Origin of the sequence: Novosphingobium sp. EMRT-2 (genome assembly GCF_005145025.1) — a bacterium.
Lineage (GTDB): Bacteria > Pseudomonadota > Alphaproteobacteria > Sphingomonadales > Sphingomonadaceae > Novosphingobium.
This window is the reverse complement of sequence record NZ_CP039699.1, coordinates 41,799-64,334: the sequence shown is the minus strand read 5'-3', so window position 1 is coordinate 64,334 and position 22,536 is coordinate 41,799. Positions and strand designations below refer to the sequence as shown.

At 65.0% G+C, this 22,536-nt stretch carries 19 protein-coding genes and 1 pseudogene; 16 read left to right on the top strand and 4 right to left on the bottom strand.

Annotated elements, in window-relative coordinates:
* Positions 1-12: 12 nt before the first annotated feature.
* The gene (locus tag FA702_RS21885) at positions 13-1,161 is read right to left on the bottom strand and encodes a hypothetical protein (RefSeq protein WP_136958161.1); all 1,149 of its coding nucleotides are present in this window, start codon (positions 1,159-1,161) and stop codon (positions 13-15) included.
* A gap of 194 nt (positions 1,162-1,355) precedes the next feature.
* Here FA702_RS21885 and FA702_RS21880 point away from each other — a divergent pair, with 194 nt between their 5' ends.
* Positions 1,356-2,549, top strand: coding sequence for a tyrosine-type recombinase/integrase (locus FA702_RS21880; RefSeq protein ID WP_136958160.1), 1,194 nt, complete (start codon positions 1,356-1,358; stop codon positions 2,547-2,549).
* 314 nt (positions 2,550-2,863) lie between these two features.
* On the opposite strand, the gene FA702_RS21875 is transcribed toward FA702_RS21880, so the two are convergent.
* Positions 2,864-3,742, bottom strand: coding sequence for an AAA family ATPase (locus tag FA702_RS21875; RefSeq protein WP_009824028.1), 879 nt, complete (start codon positions 3,740-3,742; stop codon positions 2,864-2,866).
* Positions 3,669-5,068: pseudogene (locus FA702_RS23620) on the bottom strand (Mu transposase C-terminal domain-containing protein). The gene FA702_RS21875 and the pseudogene FA702_RS23620 overlap by 74 nt, the downstream one beginning before the upstream one ends.
* Before the next feature lie 191 nt (positions 5,069-5,259).
* On the opposite strand from FA702_RS23620, the gene FA702_RS21865 reads away from it, so the two are divergent.
* Together FA702_RS21865 and FA702_RS21860 are read left to right on the top strand one after the other, a co-directional pair.
* Complete coding sequence (locus tag FA702_RS21865) at positions 5,260-5,832, top strand: recombinase family protein (protein WP_021224432.1); 573 nt, start codon at positions 5,260-5,262, stop codon at positions 5,830-5,832.
* A gap of 289 nt (positions 5,833-6,121) precedes the next feature.
* On the top strand, positions 6,122-7,324 hold the full coding sequence (locus tag FA702_RS21860) for an aspartyl protease family protein (RefSeq protein ID WP_013039112.1): 1,203 nt from the start codon (positions 6,122-6,124) through the stop codon (positions 7,322-7,324).
* Here FA702_RS21860 and FA702_RS21855 read toward each other — a convergent pair.
* The gene (locus FA702_RS21855; protein ID WP_136958159.1) at positions 7,318-7,737 is read right to left on the bottom strand and encodes a helix-turn-helix domain-containing protein; all 420 of its coding nucleotides are present in this window, start codon (positions 7,735-7,737) and stop codon (positions 7,318-7,320) included. The genes FA702_RS21860 and FA702_RS21855 overlap by 7 nt on opposite strands.
* A 75-nt stretch (positions 7,738-7,812) precedes the next feature.
* On the opposite strand from FA702_RS21855, the gene FA702_RS21850 reads away from it, so the two are divergent.
* From FA702_RS21850 to FA702_RS21790, 13 genes are all read left to right on the top strand, one after another.
* Positions 7,813-8,439, top strand: a complete 627-nt coding sequence (locus FA702_RS21850) for a cation transporter (protein WP_004212870.1) — start codon at positions 7,813-7,815, stop codon at positions 8,437-8,439.
* Positions 8,439-10,406 carry a cytochrome c/FTR1 family iron permease gene (locus FA702_RS21845; protein WP_004212871.1) on the top strand — a complete coding sequence of 656 codons (1,968 nt, stop codon included), beginning with the start codon at positions 8,439-8,441 and terminating at the stop codon, positions 10,404-10,406. Before FA702_RS21850 ends, FA702_RS21845 begins: the two co-directional genes overlap by 1 nt.
* A gap of 73 nt (positions 10,407-10,479) precedes the next feature.
* Positions 10,480-10,776 carry a hypothetical protein gene (locus FA702_RS21840; RefSeq protein WP_007406840.1) on the top strand — a complete coding sequence of 99 codons (297 nt, stop codon included), beginning with the start codon at positions 10,480-10,482 and terminating at the stop codon, positions 10,774-10,776.
* Positions 10,777-10,836: 60 nt separating this feature from the next.
* Complete coding sequence (locus FA702_RS21835) at positions 10,837-12,114, top strand: TolC family protein (protein WP_004212875.1); 1,278 nt, start codon at positions 10,837-10,839, stop codon at positions 12,112-12,114.
* Positions 12,114-13,292: an efflux RND transporter periplasmic adaptor subunit gene (locus FA702_RS21830; protein ID WP_004212877.1), complete on the top strand. Its 1,179-nt coding sequence runs from the start codon at positions 12,114-12,116 to the stop codon at positions 13,290-13,292. The genes FA702_RS21835 and FA702_RS21830 overlap by 1 nt, the downstream gene beginning before the upstream one ends.
* Before the next feature lie 3 nt (positions 13,293-13,295).
* Positions 13,296-16,541, top strand: coding sequence for an efflux RND transporter permease subunit (locus tag FA702_RS21825; RefSeq protein ID WP_004212878.1), 3,246 nt, complete (start codon positions 13,296-13,298; stop codon positions 16,539-16,541).
* Positions 16,542-16,594: 53 nt separating this feature from the next.
* The gene (locus tag FA702_RS21820; protein WP_004212879.1) at positions 16,595-17,083 is read left to right on the top strand and encodes an SRPBCC domain-containing protein; all 489 of its coding nucleotides are present in this window, start codon (positions 16,595-16,597) and stop codon (positions 17,081-17,083) included.
* Complete coding sequence (locus FA702_RS21815; protein ID WP_021238674.1) at positions 17,080-17,457, top strand: hypothetical protein; 378 nt, start codon at positions 17,080-17,082, stop codon at positions 17,455-17,457. The genes FA702_RS21820 and FA702_RS21815 overlap by 4 nt, the downstream gene beginning before the upstream one ends.
* Before the next feature lie 47 nt (positions 17,458-17,504).
* Complete coding sequence (locus tag FA702_RS21810; RefSeq protein WP_017183574.1) at positions 17,505-17,918, top strand: hypothetical protein; 414 nt, start codon at positions 17,505-17,507, stop codon at positions 17,916-17,918.
* A 3-nt stretch (positions 17,919-17,921) separates the two neighbouring features.
* Entirely contained in the window at positions 17,922-18,608 is a 687-nt protein-coding gene (locus tag FA702_RS21805; protein ID WP_004212882.1) for a ZIP family metal transporter, read from the top strand.
* Positions 18,605-19,213 (top strand): cation transporter, encoded by a 609-nt coding sequence (locus FA702_RS21800; RefSeq protein WP_004212885.1) that lies wholly within the window; start codon positions 18,605-18,607, stop codon positions 19,211-19,213. Before FA702_RS21805 ends, FA702_RS21800 begins: the two co-directional genes overlap by 4 nt.
* On the top strand, positions 19,210-21,711 hold the full coding sequence (locus FA702_RS21795; protein WP_004212886.1) for a heavy metal translocating P-type ATPase: 2,502 nt from the start codon (positions 19,210-19,212) through the stop codon (positions 21,709-21,711). Before FA702_RS21800 ends, FA702_RS21795 begins: the two co-directional genes overlap by 4 nt.
* The gene (locus FA702_RS21790; protein ID WP_004212890.1) at positions 21,708-22,457 is read left to right on the top strand and encodes an HAD-IIB family hydrolase; all 750 of its coding nucleotides are present in this window, start codon (positions 21,708-21,710) and stop codon (positions 22,455-22,457) included. The genes FA702_RS21795 and FA702_RS21790 overlap by 4 nt, the downstream gene beginning before the upstream one ends.
* Positions 22,458-22,536 lie beyond the last annotated feature (79 nt).

The following is a 22,536-nucleotide window of genomic DNA, read 5'->3' as shown; positions in this document are numbered from 1 at the left end:
GGGCGGGTAGCTCTATGGCTTGGTTGCCGCATAGAATTGCGGATGCATCGCCCGTCGCAGCGTCTCGACCTTCGCCAGCTCGTCCAGCTGCGCTGAACTCGAAAGGCCAGGCGCCTTTCTCAGTTGTCCGGCCAGCTGGAGCACTGCCCGCTGAAACGCTTTGTTGCTGCTGGCACGCTGCCGGACGCCGAGATTGTAGAGCTCGGCAAGATCGAGCGCGAGCAAGGCGACCGCTTCGGGAATATCGGCGAGGACGATGTCGCGGATGGTGGCGACATACTCATGTTCGCCGCGCCCGTAGAGATTGAGCTCGACCAGGCCATTGGCCATCAGGTGGCCGAGCGGCTCGCCGGCGAAATGGACGCGACCCGCGGCGGCGACCAGGCCGTGGGTCAGATTCCACTCCAGCTTGGCGCGAATGCGGGCAAGCCAGCGCGAAAGCAGCAGGAACTTGTGGCGGAAGGCCTGCTCGAAGGGATGGCTGTGGGCGGGCCAAACCTCGAAGGCCGCGGGTATGCGCTCGAGTTGCTCGATGAGATGGGGGCCGTTGAAGAACGACTCTGCGCTGAAATGGCGCAATTCGAGATAGCCCTTCAAGAGCTTGCCGAAGTTGGCGGCGTAGCCTTTGTCGCGTCCGGCACTCGCATCGAGCAGATTGCCGAGGGCCGTTCCGAGTAGGAACTTGCCTTCCGGATCTTGCGCCAGATGGCGCAGCAGCGGAACGCCTACAGCATGGCGTTGCAGGCCAGTGTAGCGGCTGAACAGCCGATCGTTGTTCGCGAGCAGCAGCAGTTCATCGACGCCGAGGATGAAGCGGTCCGGATCGAGCCGGTAGCCATCACCGGCATCAATGTTGATGTGCCAACCGCAGCCATCGGTGTGTTCACTGGCGAAGAAATTGAAATCGCCGTCGATCTCGTAGATTGCCTCGTAGAGTTCGGTTCTGACCGCCTCAGCTTCGTCGAGGGGCAACGGAGGAGTCAACAGTTCCACGCCGGCGAGGCGGCATTCCGGCCAATTCAATGGGTCCAGCCCATATTCCGGGACAACGTAGAAGCCGGGGCGCTTCGGGGATTTGGAGGGGGCTGACCAAGATCGTCCTGTCAGCTCGCGCAATTTTGACGCGAAGGCCCGGCAGAAGGTCGGCGAAGCCTCGTCCATGGCCTCACCCTCACGTAGTTCTCGTTCGAAACGGGGATCGCCTAGGTCACCGAGGATGACCTCCAATTCGAAGCCAGCACGCCAGGAAGGGACCGCGGACATGACAGGGAAGGTAGTTCAATTCAGCGGCGTGTAAATGCGCGTGCCGCATTGCCATCAATTATGGCACGCGAACCCTGTCACGGAAGGCGTCGATGACGTCAATTTTGGCAGCCGACATCAGGGCGCCGGCCGACCTTGCGTGGACGATCGTGCAGATGCGCGCCGGCGAGCGCATCACCGTCAACGAGGGCCTGATCGCCGCCTATCAGGCCGCTTCATCGCCCCACAGCATCCGTGCGCTCAAGTCCGACGTCGAGGCGTTCGATGCGTGGTGTCGGCGCAACAACCGGATTGCACTGCCGGCCACGCCCGAGATCGTCGCCGACTATCTCGACGCGCGGGCAGGGCAGGGGGCCAAGCCCGCCTCGCTTGGCCGCTACAAGGCGTCGATCGCCAAGATCCATCAGCTGCTTGATCTCAAGGATCCCACCCAGGCTGATCTCGTGAAGCTGCGGCTACGCGCGATCCGGCGCGAGAAGGGCACCGCGCAGGCTCAGGCGCGTCCCTTGCGCTTCAAGGGGCCAGTGCGAGACGTGGAGCGCGACAGTCCTCGCGGACTGAATGTGCGAGCTTTGCTGGAGGCGTGCGCGGGCGATCTGCCAGGCTTGCGGGACCGAGCCCTGTTGTCGGTGGCCTATGACACGGGGCTCCGTGCATCGGAGCTCGTCGCAATCAGCATCAATGACATTCTCGAGGCGCTTGATCCCGAAGCGCGCCTCCTCGCCATCGCGCGAAGCAAAGGCGATCAGGAGGGCGAGGGAGCCACAGCCTATTTGTCGCCCCGCTCTGTGCGGGCTGTCGCGGCGTGGAGAGAGGCCGCTGGGATCGACGCGGGGCCGTTGTTCCGGCGGGTGCAGGTACGGCGCTACAAAGCGCGGGCGGCTGTGAAGGGTCGTTCGATCGACAGCATCTCGGGCCGGGAGACCTGGGATCTGCGCAAGACGCTGTCCAAGCCCGCTGTGAAGGCGCGGGTCGAGTATGACATCGGCGCCGTGGCGCTGCACCCGGGCTCGATCGGACCAATCTTTCGGTCGATCATCGGCCGCGCGTTCGACCGTGGCGCGCTGCCCGATTTGACGGCGGACGATCTGGCGCGGTTGCTGAAGGGGATCAGTGCGCACTCGACGCGGATCGGGCTCAATCAGGACCTGTTCGCCAGCGGGGAGGATTTGGCCGGCATCATGGACGCGCTGCGGTGGAAGTCGCCGCGGATGCCGCTCGCTTATAATCGCAATCTCGCGGCAGAGCAGGGGGCGGCGGGGCGCCTTATGGCGAAGATTGGCTAGTCATGACGGCCTAAATAGGTCTTTGGATGATGCCGTGCGACCACACGACGGCGGCAGGTAGATCGAGGGATTTGCGCAGCGGCAAGAACCGGAGAAGGGAGGCTGAGCCCCCGGGGTCTTGAGCTACAACGTTAAGCCTAAGAAACGGGCAGGGGCCTGGTAGCGCGTAGTGTATGAGCGAAGCCACCATCGCTCAAACTCATCAGCACAGTCCAATTTCGAAGAGGAAACAAGAAAGTGGTTCCGGAAACGGTATGGATCTTATCCTGTGTAAACGCTCGCGCTAAATGGCGGCGTTCTGATCGCGCTATTTGTCAGTTGCCGGGTCCGATGACGAGGCAATCGCGCGCGGCCTGAACGATGTCAGCGGTGACCTCCTCGACGCGGTTGAGGGTCATGATCCGCCGCATCTGCGCGAACAGGCGCTCCATGAGCCGGAAGTTGCCGCGCGTGATGCGGATCACGGCTGCCTGCGCTTCGATCGCGTCGAGTTGGGCCGGGTCGAAGCTGATCCCGAAATCGCCGGCGTGGGTCGCGAGCAGCAGCCGCATTTCGGTCTCGGTAAGCGGTTTGAACTCGTGGACGAAGCCGATCCGCGAGTAGAGCTGGGCATAGCGGGCGAGGCGCTTCTCCAAGCCCGGCATACCCATCAGGATCAGCCCGAAGCCGTGGCGATCGGCCATGTCGCGGAGATGTTCGAGCGACTTTATGGTCAGGCGGTCGGCCTCGTCGACGATGACGAGGGGGCAGGCGATGCGGGCGGCGTCATGGGTGATTTCGTCCTGCGAGCCGCCCGCGACCGTCAGCCGGGCATAGCCCAGCTTAATGAGGTTGAGGCCCAACACCGCGTCGATCGTCTTGGGCGTGTTGCTGACCGACACGGTGTAGAAGACGGCGCGGCAGCGAGCGACCTTTTCGCCAAGGAGCGCGGCAATGGGACGGAGCGCGGCATATTCCCCCAGGTCGGGGAAGCTGGAAAACTCGCGCGCCGATCGCGTCTTTCCGACGCCCGGCCGGCCATGACACACGCCGATATAGCGGTAGTGCGCGCAGGCTTCGGCAAACTCGACGAACCGGGCATGTTCGCGGGTCGCCAGGAACGGCTGCTCGACCAGGAACTCAATCGTCAGCGGCGTAGAGCCGGAGCCCTCGGTAGGTGGTGGGCCGGGAAGCCGTATCCTCTTGGTCGCCATCGAAGGTCTCCGTGGGGGCAGGCACCTGCTTGTCGCGCTCCTTCGCGCCGCGCCGGGCGCGCTGGATCGCGCGCAACGACGGGTGCCCAGCGTGCTCGGAGCTGAGCGCACGGCAGACGAACCGGCCCTGGTGGTAGACGTGGATCTCGGTCAGGTCGCGGGGGTCATAGACCGCCTCGACCTGCTCGCCGACGAAGGCCGCGAGCGTGGGTTCGACATAGCGCCTGCCCATCAGACGGATGCCGTCGCGCAGCACTTTACGGGGCTTGGGCACGTGCACGAGCAGCATGTCGAGCTGTTCAAGGCTGTCGGGCATTGCGGGCAGGAACCCGCCCTTCTGCCAGCGCGTGATCGGCGGTTCGCCGGTGCTGCCATGCGGGCGACGATGATAGACGCCGCACACGAACGCCTCGAAGCGGGCGCGCAGCTCGTCGAGCGTGAGCACTGGCGCCGACAGCGGCTTGCCCGCGATCAGGTGGCCGGGCAGGTCGGGCAGGAACATGTCGTTGATGGTGCGGAACAGCCGCTCGATCTTGCCGCGCCCGCGAGGACGCCCCGGCAGCGAATGGATGAGGCGGATTTTGAGGGCGATGCACGCCTGCTCGATATGCTCGGAGATGAAATCCGAGCCGTTGTCGACGTAAAGCTGTTCGGGAATGCCGCTGACGATCCATTCGGGATTGGGCTTGCGCCAGATCGCCTGCCGCAAGGCGAGCGCCGTGTTGAGGGCACTGGGGGCATCGAGGCTGAGGAAGTAACCGGCGATGGCTCGGCTGTGATCGTCAACGATGACGGTCAGCCAAGGACGCACCGGGTTCCGGCATCATCGAGCACGAGAATGTCGAGAACGGTATGATCGGCCTGCCACATCTCGTTCGAGGTCGCGGCTTCGCGCCGATGCACTAGCTCGTGCTGGTCGCGGTAGACGGCCGGATCGGAGGCTGCGGCGATCTGGCTTGCCGGTATCGCCCTGACGACACGCGCGACGGCCGCATAGCTGGGGGTTCGGTGTCCATGCGCGATGGCGAGTTCCTGCACCTTTCGGTGAATGGCGGCGACCGGGGGTCGCGGGCGCTTGGTGGCGAGAGTGCGGGTCAGTTCGACCAGATGTTCCGGCAGGTGCAGCCTGCCCCGATCGTTGCGCGGCAGACGCGCGAGACCGGCAAGTCCTTCGGCACGGTAGCGCCCGAGCCAGCGCTGCAACGTCCGCTCGCTCAGCGTGCCGGTGCGGGCGAGGTCCGCGAGCGGGATGCCATCGGCGAGGTGCGGTTCAAGGACGCGGTAGCGCTCGATCGCCAGCGGCGGGACAAGCGCCGGATGCGTCACCGCCGACGGTCCGTGTCGCAGGTAAGGAAAACGGAGATTTGCCTGCCCATCGCCATGCGAGTCCGCTCGCGTTGCCAAACCGGCCTGTTCGACGTAAATCTACCCGGTAAAGAAAACTAGGGCAACATAGACCTGCCGATGACGACTTTCTTCCCAAACCGCGCCCGATCGGGGCGCCACCGGCCCTACGCATGAAAATCGGTTACGCCCGCGTATCGACCGCCGAGCAGAACCTGGACCTCCAGCGTGATGCGCTGAAGGCTGCCGGCTGCGAGAAGGTCATCACCGACAAGGCCTCCGGGGCGACTGCCGCTCGCCCTGGATTGGAAAAGGTGAAGGAGCTGCTTCGCGCCGGCGACACACTGGTGGTCTGGCGCCTCGACAGGCTCGGCCGCTCGCTCCGTGATCTGATCGGATGGATGACCTACCTCGACGAGGAAAAGGTCGGGCTGCTGAGCCTGCACGAGGCGATCGACACGACCACCACGTCGGGCAAGCTTACCTTCCACCTGTTCGGGGCATTGGCGGAGTTCGAGCGCAACCTGATCCGCGAGCGGACCCAGGCCGGTCTCACCGCAGCCCGCGCTCGCGGCAAGAAGGGTGGCCGGCCGGCCGCACTCGGCAAGGAAAAGCGCGACCTGCCCGTCAGGCTCTACCACGAGAACACGATGCCGATCGCCAAGATTTGCTCGATGCTCGGCATCTCCAAGCCAAAACTCTACGCCTATGTGCGATCGGCCGAGACCAAGCCGGTAGCCGCGTAGCGACGCTCGCCGACAAATAGCGCGATCAGAATGCCGCCACTTAGCGCGAGCGTTTACACCGTTTGCGGTCCCGATCGGCCCAGCGTCCCCCGGAACCGTTCGTTATCGGGAAGGCATCTAAGCGGTCTGCACCATCCTTCATCTAAAGTTCTCCAAGCGCTTCTGAGGATTTTCGGGCGCACCAAAAGCACTTGCTCCTCCAGTGGCTGGAGCATGTAACCGCAATTTGCTCTCCTGCGGACGGGGGGCTGGAGGTGGCTTTTTGACGGCCCGTGTTGAAGCAATCGGTATGTCTCGACGCTCATTAGTGGCGCGGCTGGTGGCCTGTGGAACCGGCTTGGTGCTCGGTTCTCCAACGCTCGCGCGACAGACTTCCCGGTCTGCGGGCTCGTGGAACTTCGGTGCGGCTCACCTCGAATGGGAGCCGCTGGAAGTCGGCACGGGTGATACCCTCCTTGTTTCGGCACAAGTGCGCGGAGTGCCGGTGCGGGCGGTGCTCGACAGTGGCAGCGGCGCGTCGATCATGAGCACGGCGCTCGCGGCGAAGCTCGGCTTGAACGATGGTGAGCGGCGCATGATTAGCGGGCTGAGCGCCAAGGCCCCGGTGCTGCTGGTCCGCGACATCGACGTACAGCTCGCCCGCGAAACCCGTCGCTTACCCTTTGCCGTCGTTGGTGATCTGAGTTCAGTGTCGGCGGCCTTCGGACGACCGATCGATATCCTCCTCGGTGCCGATATGTTCACGGGTAGCTGCATCGCGCTCGATTTCGCGAAAAGGCGTATGGCGGTCGTCAAGTCAGGCACGTTTCTCGCCGGTCCCGACTGGCGCGCTGTCGCGCTCGGGCGCGGTGCCAAGCAGGAGCTGTTCATTCGAGCTTCCGTCTCGGGTTTGCCTCCCGTGCCCTTGATGATCGATCTTGGCAGCTCGGCCGCGCTGATGCTCTCGTCGGCCTATGCCCGCGATCAAGGGCTGTTGAACGGGAAGCTCGTCTCGACCGCGGCGATCGGCGGCGTCGATGGTGTGCGTATCAACGATGCTTTCACGATCCAGAACATCAACATCGAAGGGCTTGGCGTCTCGAACGTCCCCACACTCGGGATGAGAGCTTGGCTCTCCACCAGCACGGTTGGCAATGTCGGCCTACCGCTGATCGCTCAATTCGACGTGGTGTTCGACGTGACCGCCGGATTCGTGTGGCTCCGGCCACTCGGTCCTCGTCGTCGCCTGCCGATGCTGAAGGACCGTAGCGGCCTTGGCCTCGCAGCCTCACCAACGGCGCTCACCGTTGTTCATGTGGCGGCGAACAGTCCCGCGGAAAAGGCTGGCTGGGCGGTCGGCGACCGGATCGTGGCGGTGAACGGCCATTCGATCGATGCGAACTATACGCGTGGGGAGCTCTGGCAAGTGCGCTCCCGGCCTGCTGGCACCCTCGTAAAGCTGACGATGGCCTCGGGTGATGTGCGCGAGCTCAGGCTGGCCGATTATTATTGATCGGCTTGAGGGTGGCCTTTGCCGATCGCCTTCATGATCCGACAATCGGCCATGCGCGCCTTGGTGCAGCTCTGGCTGAGCATTGCCAACTCATCCCGCAACACCGCGAGTTGCGCCAGTCTCTCCTCCACATCCTTGAGGTGCTGAGCAGCGATAGCTGAGGCGGCACCACAATCCTGGTCCGGGTTCTGCGCCAGCCCCATCAACGAACGGATCTCGTCGACGGAGAAGCCAAGCCGGCGACCGTTGCGGATGAAGTGCAAACGCGCAATGTCACTGGCATCGTAGGTTCTGCGACCCGACGCCGTGCGAGGGGCGGATCGGAGCAACCCGATCGACTCATAAAAGCGGATCGTCGTCACCTTCGTCGAGGTCTCGCTGGCGAGCTGCCCAATCATCACCGGCTTCATCATGCCATCCTTGCTTATGCGAACGTGTCGCACATTTCGCTTGCTTCTACAGCGACTGGAGGTGGTAAGGAAGGCCGCATGAATGCTTCTACCGAAAGCTGCGGGTGCCACGGGGAGCCCGCGCGCGCGCAAACCGATCCGGCCTATCGCCGTGCGCTGCTGACCGTCGTGGTGCTCAACCTCGGCTTCGGAGTCGCCGAGCTGTTCGGCGGGTTCATCGCCGATAGCCAAGCGCTGAAAGCGGATTCCCTCGATTTTCTCGGGGACGGGTCGATCAGCCTTATCGGTCTTCTCGCGCTTGCCTGGTCCGCACGGGCGAGGGCAAAGGTCGCGCTGACGCAGGGGTTGTTTCTCGGTGCGCTTGGCGTGGGCGTAATCGGTTTCGCGATTTGGCGCGCCCTGAACGCAACCGCGCCCGATGCCGAACTGATGGGCACAATCGGCGTTGTCGCGCTCGCGATCAATGTCGTGTCCGCCTTGGTGCTTGCGCGTTTCCGGGAAGGGGACGCCAATGTTCGCGCGATCTGGCTGTTCAGCCGCAACGACGCGCTCGCCAACGTGGCGGTGATCGCCGCGGCCGGTCTGGTGGCGTGGACAGGAAGCGCCTGGCCGGACCTCGCCGTCGCCGGCCTCATCGCCCTCCTGTTCCTCCACTCCGCTTATGAAATCGTCACTGGCGCTCGGCGCGAATTGGGAGAGCGGTAGTGCGTCTGCTCGCGTTGATCCGGGCAATGCTCTCGTTGCGGCTGCTCTCCGCGCTCGCGGCGCTGCTGATCCCTGCTGCGGCAATCGCCGAACCCGGCGACGTGCAAACCGCATGGCGGCTGCTCGACTATATGGCCGTCGATTATGGCGGCGCGGTCGCCAACGGTCGGATCAAGAGCACGTCGGAATATGCCGAGATGACGGAGTTCGCCGCGTCGGTCTCGACACGGCTTCAGGGCCTGCCGGCGAAGCCGGAGCGTCAAGCCCTCATCCAGCGGGCTGCCAACCTCCAGGCGGTGATCGCGGAAAAGGGACCGACTGAACAGGTGGCAACATTGGCGCACGGGCTCGCGGCCGATCTGTTGCGCGCCTACCCGGTGCCGCTCGCGCCCGATAAGGCTCCGAACCTCGTCTCCAGCGATGCCCTGTTCCGACAATCCTGCGCGTCCTGCCACGGGATGACGGGCAACGGCCGTGGCCCTGACGCCGCCAAGCTCGCTACGCCCCCGATTGCTTTCACCGATGCCGAGCGCGCGCGCCAGCGCAGCGTGTTCGCGCTCTATCAGGTGGTGACGCAAGGCATCGACGGGACCGCGATGCAGAGCTTCGCCGATCTGCCCAACGATCAGCGCTGGGCGTTAGCATTCCGAGCCGGGAGCTTCGCCTTCACGGATGCGCAGGCGCGCGAAGGCGAGCGGCTTTGGAAATCCGACCCGACCCTTCGCCGGCGCATTCCGGACCTGAAAACCCTGGTCGCGCTCACCCCGGCCGCGCTCGGCGCGGCGATCGGCGACGCCAAGGCTGACCCAGTGCTCGCGTTCCTGCGTCGTCATCCCGAACAGGTGATACAACAGGCTCCCGGCTCGCTCGCGGTCGCCCGCGCCAAACTCGCCGAAAGCGTGGCGGCTGCGCGGCGCGGCGATGCGCGCATGGCGAAAGAGCTGGCGCTGTCGGCCTATCTCGATGGGTTCGAGCCGATCGAGCCAACACTCACCGCGCGCGACGCGACGCTGATGGGTCGAATCGAGGGCGCGATGGGGGAGTTCCGCGCCTCGATCGACCGGGGCGCGTCGCCCGATGATCTCGCGGAGAAGGTCGCAGTACTGGGCGGCCTTTTCGACGATGCGGAAGCGGCGCTCGCGCCTGATGCCGCCACCGAAGCGTCCACGTTCCTGGGCGCGTTCACGATCCTGCTGCGTGAAGGGCTCGAAGCCCTGCTCATCGTTGTCGCCATGATCGCGTTCCTGCGTAAAGCCGAGCGCGGCGAGGCGCTGCGGTACGTGCATGGCGGCTGGGTCAGCGCGATCATCGCGGGCGGGATCACCTGGGCGGTCGCCACCTATGCGATCGGGATCAGCGGTGCGAGCCGGGAGCTGACGGAAGGGTTTGGCTCGCTGTTCGCCGCGGTCGTGCTGCTCTCGGTCGGGATTTGGATGCACGGCAAGGCGCAGGCCGATCAGTGGCAGCGCTATATTCGCGAGAAGATGTCGCGGGCGCTCTCGGGCGGGTCGGGCTGGTTCCTGTTCGGGCTGGCGTTCGTCGTAGTTTATCGCGAGGTCTTCGAGACGATCCTGTTCTATGCCGCGCTTTCGGCGCAAGGTGACAACGGGATGCTTCTCGCGGGGGCCGGGTCGGCGATTGGACTGCTCAGCCTGATCGCTTGGGCCATGCTTCGCTACAGTCGCAAGCTGCCGATCGCGCAGTTCTTCCGCTATAGCTCCTGGCTCATGGCGGTCCTGACCGTCGTGCTGGCGGGTAAAGGCGTCGCCGCGCTCCAGGAAGCCGGCCTTATCAACATCGCACCGCTCGCGGACGTGCCACGGCTGTCGATGCTCGGCGTGTTTCCCACTTGGCAATCGGTGCTGGCGCAACTCCTGATGGCGGTCGCCATTGCGGTCGGGTTCGCCTGGAACGGGCGCGACCGATCCCGCTCGGGTTCCGGCTCAGTGACCCTTGGTTCGAATTAGTGCAATGACATGAAAACCCTTCCGTGATAGAGGCAAGCTAGTGCGAGCCTTTTTGCCTTTCCTGACATGCCTGATGCTGGTCCTGACCAGCTTCTCCGGCATGGCCCATGCCGCCGATCTGGCGGGGGGAAGCATCGCGGGCGTTGAGTTCACGGTCCATACCGCCGGTGACATCGATCAGGTGCCATCGGACTCGGACAAGAATGTCCCGCATCATCACAATTATTGTCACGGACACGACGTCGGCGCGCCTGCGCGCACGACGATGGAATATACCCCCGTCCTCACAGTGCCCAAGCCGACAATCTCCGCCTCTGCGTCGCTCGACGGCCGCACCGGCATGGTCCATTTGAGGCCCCCCCAAGCCTGACGTCCGATTTGGGCGTGCGTTGGCGCGCCCCTGTCGATCATCGTCAGGAGTCCTATTTTCATGAATCGTATCCTCGCGGCCATGCTGGCCGCAGCGTCTTGCGCCACGATGGCGCAGGCGCAGGTCGGACCGTCCGCGCCTGTTGCGCAGGATGCGCCGGTCTACACGCTTGACCAAGCGGTCAGTGCAGCGGGCGGTTCGGCCCCTGCTGCGGAAGCGGCGACAGCTGGAATCGACGCGGCCCGTGCAGGTCGCACAGTCGCCGGCTTGCGGCCCAATCCGGTGGTTCAAGGCCAAGTCGAGAATGTCATCGGCTCCGGGCCGTATCGGGGGGTCCGCAGCGCGGAAACCACGGTCGGCTTTGCGATCCCGATCGAGCTAGGCGGCAAGCGCGGCGCCCGCGTCGCGGTCGCCAATGCGCAATTGTCCCGGGCCGAGATCCAGGCCGCGATCATCGCGGCGGATGTCCGGCTTCAGGTAACGCAGCTCTATGTCGAAGCGGTCGCGGCCGATCGCCGGGTAATGACAGCCCGCGATCAGGCCCGGATCGCCAGCGATGCGCTGCGGGCCGCGAGCGTTCGCGTGCAGGCAGGGCGGGCATCGCCACTCGAGCAACAGCGCGCGGATGTCGCGCGTATCAATGCCGACGCCAATGTGGAGCGGCAGCTTCGCTTGGCCGAGGCGGCCCGCGCCAATCTGGCGCGTCGGATCGGACGGCCGATCGACGGCCTGCTCGATGACACGCTGCTCGATCGCCTTCCCGGTGTGAACGTCTATGGGCCGTTGGCACCGGTCAACACGACCGGCACACTCGCGCTGGCGGCAGCCAACGCGGATTTCTCCATTGCCGAAGCCGGCGTGCGGCTCGCGCGCGCCAATCGCGTGCCTGACCTGAACGTCGGGCCGTCGATCCGCCGCCTGGAAGCGACCAACGACATGGCGGCGGTGTTCAGCGTGTCGATCCCGATCCCGGTGTTCAACAATGGTCGCGCCGCGATTGCGCAGGCGACCGCGCAGCGGACCCAGGCGGATGCGCAGCGCCGCGTGACCGCGCTCGACATCGAACAGGCGATCACGGACGCGCAGGCGCAGGCGGCCAATGCCGCAACGACGGCTCGTGCGGCGTCGGGGCCGGCGCTGGCGGCTGCACAGGAGGCCGCCCGCATCGCGCGGATCGGCTATCGCGAGGGCAAGTTCGGCCAGCTCGAATTGCTCGATGCTGAACGCACGCTCGCCGAAACGCGGGTCGCCGCGATCGACGCGCTTGCCAATTACCAGAATGCCCGCGCGCAAGTGGAGCGACTGACCGCTCGTGCGCCCAATGGGGGGAATCAGTGATGAAGAGCTTTTATCTCGCGGGCGCGGCGTCGCTCGCCCTGCTCTTGGCTGCCTGCGGCGGCAAGGATGGCGGAAACGAGGCAACTGCCGAAGGCGCAGCTGCCAATGAGACGGCAGCGGGCACGGAAAAGGGCGGTGCTGAAGGCGGTCATGCCGGTGAAGGCGTCGTCACATTGGGTGCCGACCAGATCGCCACAGCGGGCGTCCAGGTCGGACGGCCGATCATCGGCGGGGCCGGGACGATCGAGCTGCCCGCGATCATCGAGGGCGACCCACAGGGAACGCAGGTCGTCTCGGCCGCAATTGCGGGACGCGTGGTCGCGCTCACCCGTAACCTCGGCCAATCGGTCGGACGCGGCCAGACCATTGCGGTCATCGAAAGCCGCGAGGCGGCGCAGATCAAGGGCGAGGTCGAGGCGGCGCGGGCGCGGCTTCAGCTCGCTAATTCGAACCTCGCGCGCGAACAGCGGCTGTTCGCGCAGAGAGTCTCCCCTGAACAGGATCTGATCGCCGCCCGCACAGCGGCGACGGAGGCGCGGATCGCCCTGACGCAGGCGCAGAGCATGGTTTCGGCGGCGGGTGTCGGCGGCGGCGGGCTCAACCGGCTCGGCATTGCCGCGCCGATCTCGGGCCAGATCATTGCGCGCCCCGTGACGCTGGGACAAACGGTCGCGGCGGATGCCGAACTCTATCGCATCGCCAACCTGAGCCAGGTGTCGATCGCGCTTAATCTCAAGCCCGAGGATGCGGGCCGGGTGCGTCCCGGCAATACGGTGCTGGTGAAGGCGGCAGGCCGTCAGGCGACCGCCCGCGTGACCTTCGTGTCGCCGGCGCTTGATCCGCAGACGCGGCTCGTGCCTGCGCTCGCCACCCTCGACAATCGCGGTGGCGAATGGCGGGTCGGCGAGCCTGTGACGGCAGCCGTGCAGCTCACGGGCAGCGGCGGGAGCGGGGCGGTCCGCGTGCCGACGACGGCGGTCCAGAGTTTCGAGGGCAAGTCGGTCGTGTTCGTGCGCACGCCCACCGGCTTCAAGGCGACCCCGGTCCAGCTCGGCGATGCGTCGGGCGACACGGTGATCGTCCGGTCGGGCCTGACCGGCAACGAACAGATCGCCACCACCGGAAGTTTCACGCTCAAGGCCGAGATCGGCAAGGGCGAAGCGAGCCACGAGGATTAAGCCATGATCGCCCGTATCGTAACCTGGGCGGTCGAGAAGCGCTGGCTAGTCCTGCTCCTCACCGTCATCGTCGCCGCCATCGGCGCCTTTTCCCTCTACCGGCTACCGATCGACGCGGTGCCGGACATCACCAACAATCAGGTCCAGATCAACGTCCGCGCGCCTGCCCTCTCGCCCGAGCTGGTCGAGAAGCAGGTGTCGTTTCCAATCGAAACCGCGCTCGCCGGCACCCCCGGCCTGGAATATACGCGCTCGTTGAGCCGCAACGGCTTCGCGCAGATCACGGCGGTCTTTTCGGACGCGACGGACATCTATTTCGCCCGCCAGCAGGTGGGCGAGCGTCTGCGGGGCGTGCAAGAGAATCTGCCCGACGGCGTGAACCCTGAAATGGGTCCGATCGCGACAGGCCTGGGCGAGGTGTACATGTACACCGTTCGTCTCGATCATCGCGAGGACGACAAGCACAAGCCCGGTGAACCGGGCCAACAGCCCGATGGCAGCTACATCACGCCAGAGGGCGAGCGACTGACGACCGAAGAGGACAAGGCGACCTACCTGCGCACCGCGCAGGACTGGATCGTGACGCCGCTTCTGAAGACCACACCGGGCCTCGCCGGTGTCGACTCGATTGGCGGTTACGCCAAGCAGTTCCTCGTCGTGCCCGACGTGCAGAAGCTGGCCTCGCTCGGCATCACGCTGACGGACCTGGGAAATGCGCTGGAGCGCAATAACACCAGCGTCGGCGGTGGCTTCGTCAATCGCAATGGCGAAGGTCTGGCTGTTCGCTCGGATGCGCTCGTTCGCAATGCCAGCGAGTTGGCCAGGACCGTGATCGCGACACGTAACGGCGTGCCGATCACGGTCGAACAAGTTGCGACTGTGAAGACGGGTCAGGCGATCCGCATGGGTTCGGCATCGGAGAACGGTACCGAAGTCGTCGTCGGCACGGCGATCATGCGGATCGGCGAGAACAGCCGCATCGTGTCGACCGCGGTCGCTGAGAAACTGAAGACGATCAACGCTTCGCTGCCTCCTGACGTCGTAATTCAGCCGGTGCTGAACCGCACCGAGCTGGTCAATTCGACGATCAAGACGGTCGCGAAAAACCTGTCCGAAGGCGCGGTGCTGGTCATCGTCGTGCTCTTCCTGCTGCTCGGCAACTTCCGTGCGGCCCTGATCGCGGCGTTGGTCATCCCGATCACCATGATGCTGACAGGCTTTGGTATGCTGCGCGCTGGGGTCTCGGCCAATCTGATGAGCCTTGGGGCTTTGGACTTCGGTCTGATCGTCGACGGCGCCGTCATCATTGTCGAAAACGCGCTGCGCCGGCTTGCCGAGCAACAGCATCATGAAGGCCGATTGCTCAGCGTCAAGGAACGGCTCGCGACCGTGGCAGCCGCTGCGCGTGAGATGATCCGTCCCTCTGTGTACGGGCAGGCAATCATCATCCTCGTCTACGTACCGCTGCTCACGCTGACCGGCGTGGAGGGTAAAACGTTCGGACCGATGGCGCTGACCGTCATCATCGCGCTCGCCTTCGCCTTCATCCTCTCTCTCACCTTCGTGCCGGCGATGATTGCGATCTGGCTGTCGAAGAAGGTCGAGGAGAAGGACGGCCGCATCATCACGTGGCTGAAGAAGCGCTACGAACCCGGTCTCGACCGGGCCATGAAGCGCCCGACGCTGACGATCGGTGCGGGTGTGGGAAGCCTTGTGGTGGCGGCGCTTGCTTTCACTACGCTCGGCTCGGTGTTCCTGCCGCAGCTCGACGAAGGCGATTTGCTGATCCAGTCGCTCCGCATTCCGGCAACGTCGGTCCAGCAGAGCCAGGCGATGCAGGTGCCGATCGAGCGGATGATGTCGAAGCAGCCGGAGGTGCAATTCGTCTATTCCAAGACGGGCACCGCCGAGCTGGCGGCCGACCCGATGCCGCCGAACGCGACCGACATGTTCGTCATCCTGAAGCCGCGCAAGGATTGGCCGGATCCTGAGCTTCCCAAGGAGGAGCTGGTCAGCCGGATCGAGGGTAATCTCGCGAAGATTCCGGGAAATGCCTACGAGATCACCCAGCCCATCCAGATGCGCTTCAACGAGCTGATCGCCGGCGTGCGCGGCGACATCGCGGTGAAGGTGTTCGGGGACGACTTCAACCAGATGAACCGGACGGCCGAGCAAATCGCGGCGGTGCTGCGCAGAACGCAAGGCGCAGCGGACGTGAAGGTGGAGCAGACGACCGGTCTTCCCATGCTCGACATTCGCGTCAACCGCGACGCGATGGCGCGGTTGGGCGTTACGGCTCAGGATGTGCAGGACACCGTGACTGCGACGATCGGCGGGCGAACATCGGGCCAGATCTTCGAGGGCGACCGTCGCTTCCCCGTGGTGATCCGCCTGTCGGAGGCGCAGCGTGCCGACATCGGCCTGCTCCAACAGGTGCAGGTGCCGGTGGCAGGCGGCGGCTATGTACCGCTGTCCAGCGTCGCCGAGATCAAGGTGGTCGATGGTCCGAACCAGATCAGCCGCGAGAACGGCAAGCGGCGCGTGGTGGTGCAAGCCAACGTGCGTGGCCGCGACGTCGGATCCGTCGTGGCGGATGCGCAGGCGGCGATCGGCAGCCAACTCCGGCTGCCTGCCGGCACCTATCTCGAATGGGGCGGCCAGTTCGAGAACCTCCAATCGGCAAGCGAACGGCTGAAGCTGGTCATTCCGGCTTGCTTCATCTTGATCCTGCTGCTCCTCTACGGGGCGTTGGGATCGGTCCGCGACGCCGCGATCGTGTTCACCGGCGTGCCTTTCGCGCTGGTGGGCGGCGTCCTGTTGCTGTTCCTGCGGGGCATGGACTTCTCGATCTCGGCGGCAGTGGGCTTCATCGCCCTCTCGGGCATCGCGGTCCTCAACGGCCTCGTCATGGTCAGCTCGATCCAAGATCTGATCCGATCAGGGATGAGCCGCGAGGAAGCCGCGCATGTTGGCGCGATGCAGCGTCTGCGACCCGTCATCATGACCGCGCTAGTCGCCAGCCTCGGCTTCGTGCCGATGGCGCTGGGCGAAGGCGCCGGCGCAGAGGTTCAAAAGCCTTTGGCGACGGTCGTCATCGGCGGTCTGATCTCGGCGACGCTTCTTACGCTGTTCGTGCTGCCGACACTCTATGCCCGGTTCGGGCAGAAAGTGATCGAGAAACCCGAGCACTACAATGAGGAGCATGAAGGGGACGACCACGGTCAGACCTTCGTGAACAACTTGGCCTGATGGATGGGCGGGGCGATCCGCGATCGCCCCGCCCATCTCTGGGAGATGGGGATATGCCTCGCACCATAACCAGCTCGATGCTTCACGGCGGGCCACTGCGCATCTGGTCGGCACTCACCGATCCGGATCATCGCCGGGCGTGGAGTCCGCTCGTATTTCTCGATGATCCGTCCCGGCTCGGCGACACAGAATGCACCTTTGCGATCCAGGGCATCACCCGGCCAATTCGGACGCCAGCACGGATTGATCGATTCGATAAACCGCACGCCTTCGCTTGGTCCTGCGGCATCCCCTATCTGTTCACGCTCGAAGAGCGGTACGAGCTGGCGGGGGACGATGGCGGCACCAGGCTAACGCATAGCTGCACGCTGCGCGGGGCGCTCTCCCTGCCGTTCGCGGCGATGATGTTGCGCCGCCTGCGATCCCTGATGGTCGAATCTGACGATCGCCTCGCAACCTATCTCCGCTGGCGGGTAGGTCAGCCTGCCCGGGCTATCAATCGTCAGCGCGTCCCCTTCCGCTACAGGAGGAAGGCGCGATGATGATGCACTGTAAGCGGGTGCTGCCCGCCGTCATCCTCGTTGTCGGGCTCGCGGCGTGCTCGGAAAGAAAGCCGCCAGCCCCGCCAACGGAGCAGCAGATCCATTCGTCCGACAGCGCCGTGACGACCGGGGAAATGGGGCGGCATAGATATCGCTGTTCCGACGGGGAACCGCTGTTCGTCGATTACAAGGACAACGGCCTGCAGATCGATTTGCGGCGCTCCAACGGGGGACCGCCGATGATGCTGACCGCGCCAGCGCAGGGCCTGCAATATGTCGGCGAAACAGCCACCGCGACCTTCAAGGGGTCGCAGCTCACCATCGTGGAAGGCGATGGCCGTACCCGGATCTGCGAGCAGGAAGGCACGCGATGAACTGCCCTGCCTTCGAACGCCACAGGGCGCTTCGTCGGAAGAGACCGATGTCTGACACGTCGATTTCAAATGTGACAACCTTGTGCGGCCTGAATCGGGCCGGTCTGGCGATCGCGCGCCTCGGCGTCGTTCTCGTCTCCGGGGCGGTTATAGGGGCGTGTAATCCAGCGCCGACCCAGCCTACCGAGCCGGCGCATGAAAAGCATCTGACGTCGAAACTAATCGCGCAGCGCATCATGTACTGCGACGACGGCACACGCGCCGATGTCGACTTCATCGATGAAGGCTTGAAAATGGCCGTCACCTGGCTGCCGAAGGGCAGGACCGAGATCCTGCGCGCGCAGCGAACCGGTGACGAGTTTCGCGGCGACCATTCGCGGGCTGTCGTGGCGGGCGGATCGATCGCGTTCACGCGACGCGGGAAGATCCGCGTCTGCCACCGAACCCCGGAGGAGTCCTAGGAAATGCAGGCACTGCTCTATACGCTTGCGCCTGTGCTGGCGGTCGTGCTCGGCGCGATTGTCGCGAGCCGCACCAAGTTGAAACCTGGCCTCGTGGCGGGCCTACAGCATCTCGCTGCCGGCGTCGTGTTCGCGGCGGCAGCGACCGAAATCCTGCCGCAGGTCAAGCATGAGGCATCGCCCAGCGCGACGTTGATCGGCGGGGCGGCGGGCGTCGCGACCATGCTGGGGCTCAAGGCTCTTGAGGCCCGCTTCAAGGGGCCGATGGCGCTACTCGCCGCGATCGGCATCGACATTCTGGTGGACGGCCTGGTGCTCGGCCTCGCTTTCGTGGCGGGCGAGAAGGCAGGTCTCCTGCTGACGATCGCGCTCACTCTGGAAGTGTTATTTCTGGGACTGACGCTGACCGACGAGCTGGCGGAAACCTATCGCTCGCGCTTGCGCATCATCGTGATCGTCTCGGCATTGGCCCTGCTGCTGCCGATCGGCGCGCTCGCTGCCGTGCCGGTCGCCGCGCTGTCGCCGGTGATGATCGCCGGCTTCCTCAGCTTCGGGCTGATGGCGCTGCTCTACCTCGTCACGGAGGAGTTGCTGGTCGAGGCGCACGAGAAACCCGACACCCCGCTCATCAGCTCGATGTTTTTCGTCGGCTTCCTGGCCCTGCTGACACTTGAGGAGATGATGGGATGATCCCGGGCAACGACAACAATGGCGGGCAGGAGCGCCGCACACTGTGGATCGTCCTGCTGCTGAACGCGGCGATCGCTGCGGGCTTCTTCGTTTCCGGCTTCTTCGCGGACTCGAGCGCGCTGATCGCCAACGGCGTCGACAACCTGTCCGATACGGCTGTGTATGCGCTGAGCCTTGTGGCGCTCACCCGGGGCCAGACATGGAAGACACGCGCCGCGGTCGCTTCGGGCGTCATGCTGCTGATCTTCGCGGGCGGCATCTTGATCGATGTCGGACGGCGCTACGTGCAGGGCAGCGAGCCCATCGGACCTACCATGATGGTCATGTCCGCGATCGCCGGCGTCGTGAATTACCTCTGCCTGCGGCTGCTCCAGCGCCTCAAGGATCCGGACGTCAATCTCCGGGCCGCAACCACCTTCAGCTTCAACGACTTCATTTCCAACGGCGGCATCCTGATCGCCGGCGTGCTGGTGCTGTGGTTGGGTACCAATTGGCCGGACCTGCTGGTCGGCTTCGCCACCGCCATCATCGCCATCAAGGGCGGTGTCGAAATCCTGCGCGACGCGCGCGCCGAAACCAAGAAAAGCGAAAGGAGGTCGTCATGAACGACAAGCTCGAACTCGACATTCCAGTGTTGTTGCCGGACCTTCCTGACGCGGCCGATGCCTGCCTGGACCGTCTCGTATCAACCCTGTCAAAGCGCGAAGGTGTCGAGCGGGCGCATGTGATCTGTCTCGACGGCAACACGCCAGCGGCGCTGTGCATCCATTTCGATGCCGCCAAGCTGCCGCTGCCACGGTTGCGCGAAATGGTGCGCGCCGCAGGTGCCGAAATCACCGAGCGCTACGGCCATGCGATCTGGCAGGTGACGGGGATCAACCACGAACGTCGGGCGCGCACGGTCAGCGATGCGCTGTGCGCCTTGCCCGGCGTGGTCCAGGCAAGCGCCAGCACCAGCGGGTCTGTCCGGGTCGAATATGATCGCCGCGAAACCACCGAAGAGGAGGTGCGCGCTGCGCTTCGCAAGCTGAAGGTGAGGGTGGGCAAGCGGGTCGCTGCCGATGAACATGCCGGCCACGACCACGGCCCCGGGGGCCACGGCGCGGGCGAAGAGAAGCACGGCCCCGGCGATGGCCACGACCATAGCCACGCCGAATTTCTCGGCCCCAATACCGAGCTGATCTTCGCGCTCGCCTGTGGCGCGCTGCTGGGGATCGGCTACGCGATCGAGAGGCTGGTCGCTGGCGCGCCCGAATGGCTGCCGACCGCCTGCTATATCGCAGCCTATTTCTTCGGCGGATTCTTCACGCTGCGCGAGGCGATCGACAACCTCCGGATGAAGAAGTTCGAGATCGACACGCTGATGTTGGTCGCTGCGGCCGGCGCCGCTGCGCTGGGCGCATGGGCCGAAGGTGCGCTGCTGCTGTTCCTGTTCAGCCTCGGCCATGCGCTTGAGCATTATGCAATGGGCCGCGCCAAGAAGGCGATCGAGGCGCTGGCGAAGCTCGCGCCCGAAACCGCGACCGTGCGACGCGGCGGGCAGACCAGCGAAATCCCGGTCGAGCAGATGGTCGTCGGGGACATTGCCATCGTCCGCCCGAACGAGCGCCTGCCTGCCGACGGCTTCGTCATCAAGGGCACCAGCGCGATCAACCAGGCCCCGGTCACGGGTGAAAGCATCCCGGTCGACAAGGTGCCGGTCGCAGATGCCGCAGCGGCACGCGCCAAGCCCGATGCAGTCGACGCGGAAAGCCGGGTTTTTGCTGGTACGATCAACGGCGGCGGCGCGATCGAGATCGAGGTGACACGCCGTTCCAATGAAAGCGCGCTTGCCAAGGTCGTGAAGATGGTGAGCGAAGCGGAGACGCAGAAGTCGCCGACGCAGCGCTTCACCGACCGGTTCGAACGGATCTTCGTGCCCGCCGTCCTGGTCCTGTCAGTGCTCCTGCTGTTCGCATGGGTGGTCGTCGACGAGCCGTTCCGCGACAGCTTCTATCGCGCGATGGCGGTGCTGGTGGCGGCAAGCCCGTGCGCGCTCGCGATCGCAACGCCGAGCGCGGTCCTGTCGGGCGTTGCCCGTGCAGCGCGGGGCGGCGTGCTCGTGAAGGGCGGTGCACCGCTCGAAAACCTCGGGTCGCTCAAAGCGATCGCTTTCGACAAGACGGGCACGCTGACCGAAGGTCGTCCGCGCATCACTGATGTCGTGCCCGTCGATGGCGCCGATGAAGGCGAGTTGCTGGCGCTGGCTGTCGCCGTCGAAGCGTTGAGCGACCATCCCCTGGCCCAAGCGATCGTCAAGGACGGCCGCGAACGTCTGAACGATCGTGCCGTGCCGACTGCCGGCGACCTCAAGAGCCTGACCGGTCGGGGCGTCACCGCGAGCGTGGATGGCGAGACGGTGTGGATCGGCAAGGCCGAGATGTTCGGAAGTGAGGGCATTCCGGCGCTGGGGCAGGGCGCGCAGGACGCAATCGCGAAGCTGCGCGAGAACGGCCGCACGACAATGGTGGTCCGCAAGGGGGACCGCGACCTGGGCGCGATCGGCCTGATGGACACGCCTCGCGAAGCTGCCAAGACCGCGTTGCGTCGGCTGCACGAGATGGGCGTGTCGCGGATGATAATGATCTCCGGCGATCACCAGAAAGTCGCCGAAGCGATCGCCGACGAAGTCGGGATCGACGAAGCGTGGGGCGACCTCATGCCCGAAGACAAGGTTGCCGCGATCAAGAAGCTCGCCGGCGAAGACAAGGTCGCGATGGTGGGCGACGGCGTGAACGATGCGCCGGCGATGGCAAGCGCCACGGTCGGCATCGCGATGGGCGCGGCGGGGTCGGACGTTGCGCTGGAGACAGCCGACGTGGCGCTGATGGCCGACGATCTGGCGCACCTGCCATTCGCAGTCGGTCTTAGCCGCCATACCCGTGGAATCATCCGGCAGAACGTCTTCGTCAGCCTGGGTGTCGTCGCCTTCCTGGTGCCTGCTACCATCCTCGGCCTCGGCATTGGGCCAGCGGTGGCGGTTCATGAGGGATCGACGCTGCTCGTCGTCATCAATGCGCTCAGGCTGCTCGCCTACCGCGATCCGGCAGGGAAGGCGGCATGAAGTGGCTGATCGCCTTCGACCTCGACGGCACGCTTGCCGAGAGCAAGCGGCCGTTATCGGAGGATATGGCCGCAATCCTCGCCCGATTGCTCGCCATCACGGATGTGGCGGTGATCTCGGGCGGGGACTGGCCGCAGTTCGAAAAGCAGATCGCCTCGCGCCTTCCTGCCGGCGTCGCGCTCGACCGTCTCTGGTTGATGCCGACCACAGGCACGAAACTCTATCGGTTCATCAATGGCGCTTGGCGCGCGGTCTATGCCGAACTGTTCGACGACGCGGAGAAGGCGAAGATCCGCACGGCCTTCGATCAGGCGCTGACCGATGCCGGTCTCGCCGACGAACGTATCTGGGGCGAACGGATCGAGGACCGGGGCAGCCAGATCACCTTTTCGGGCCTGGGGCAGGCAGCGCCGCTGAAGGAAAAGGAAGCGTGGGATCCTGACCGAAAGAAGAGGACCGCGTTGCAGGCCACGTTGCGCGCGAAGCTGCCGGAGCTCTCGATCAATCTCGGTGGCACGACATCGATCGACGTGACCAGAGCAGGGATCGACAAGGGCTATGGCCTGAAGCGCCTGAGTGCCGAGAGCGGTGTCCCGCTCGACGGGATGCTGTTCATTGGGGATGCGATATTCCCCGGTGGGAATGACTATCCCGCTGCTGAAATCGGCCTCGACACAGTGAGGGTGCGCGACGTCGCGGAAACCACCGCCGTCGTGACCGCCATCATCGCGTGTCTGCACCGATAGGATCAAGATACATGGTCGGCTCCATCGCGGAATGCCGCATTGTCAAAGCTCTGGCTTCTGTCGCTTAGGGCAGCGCTTC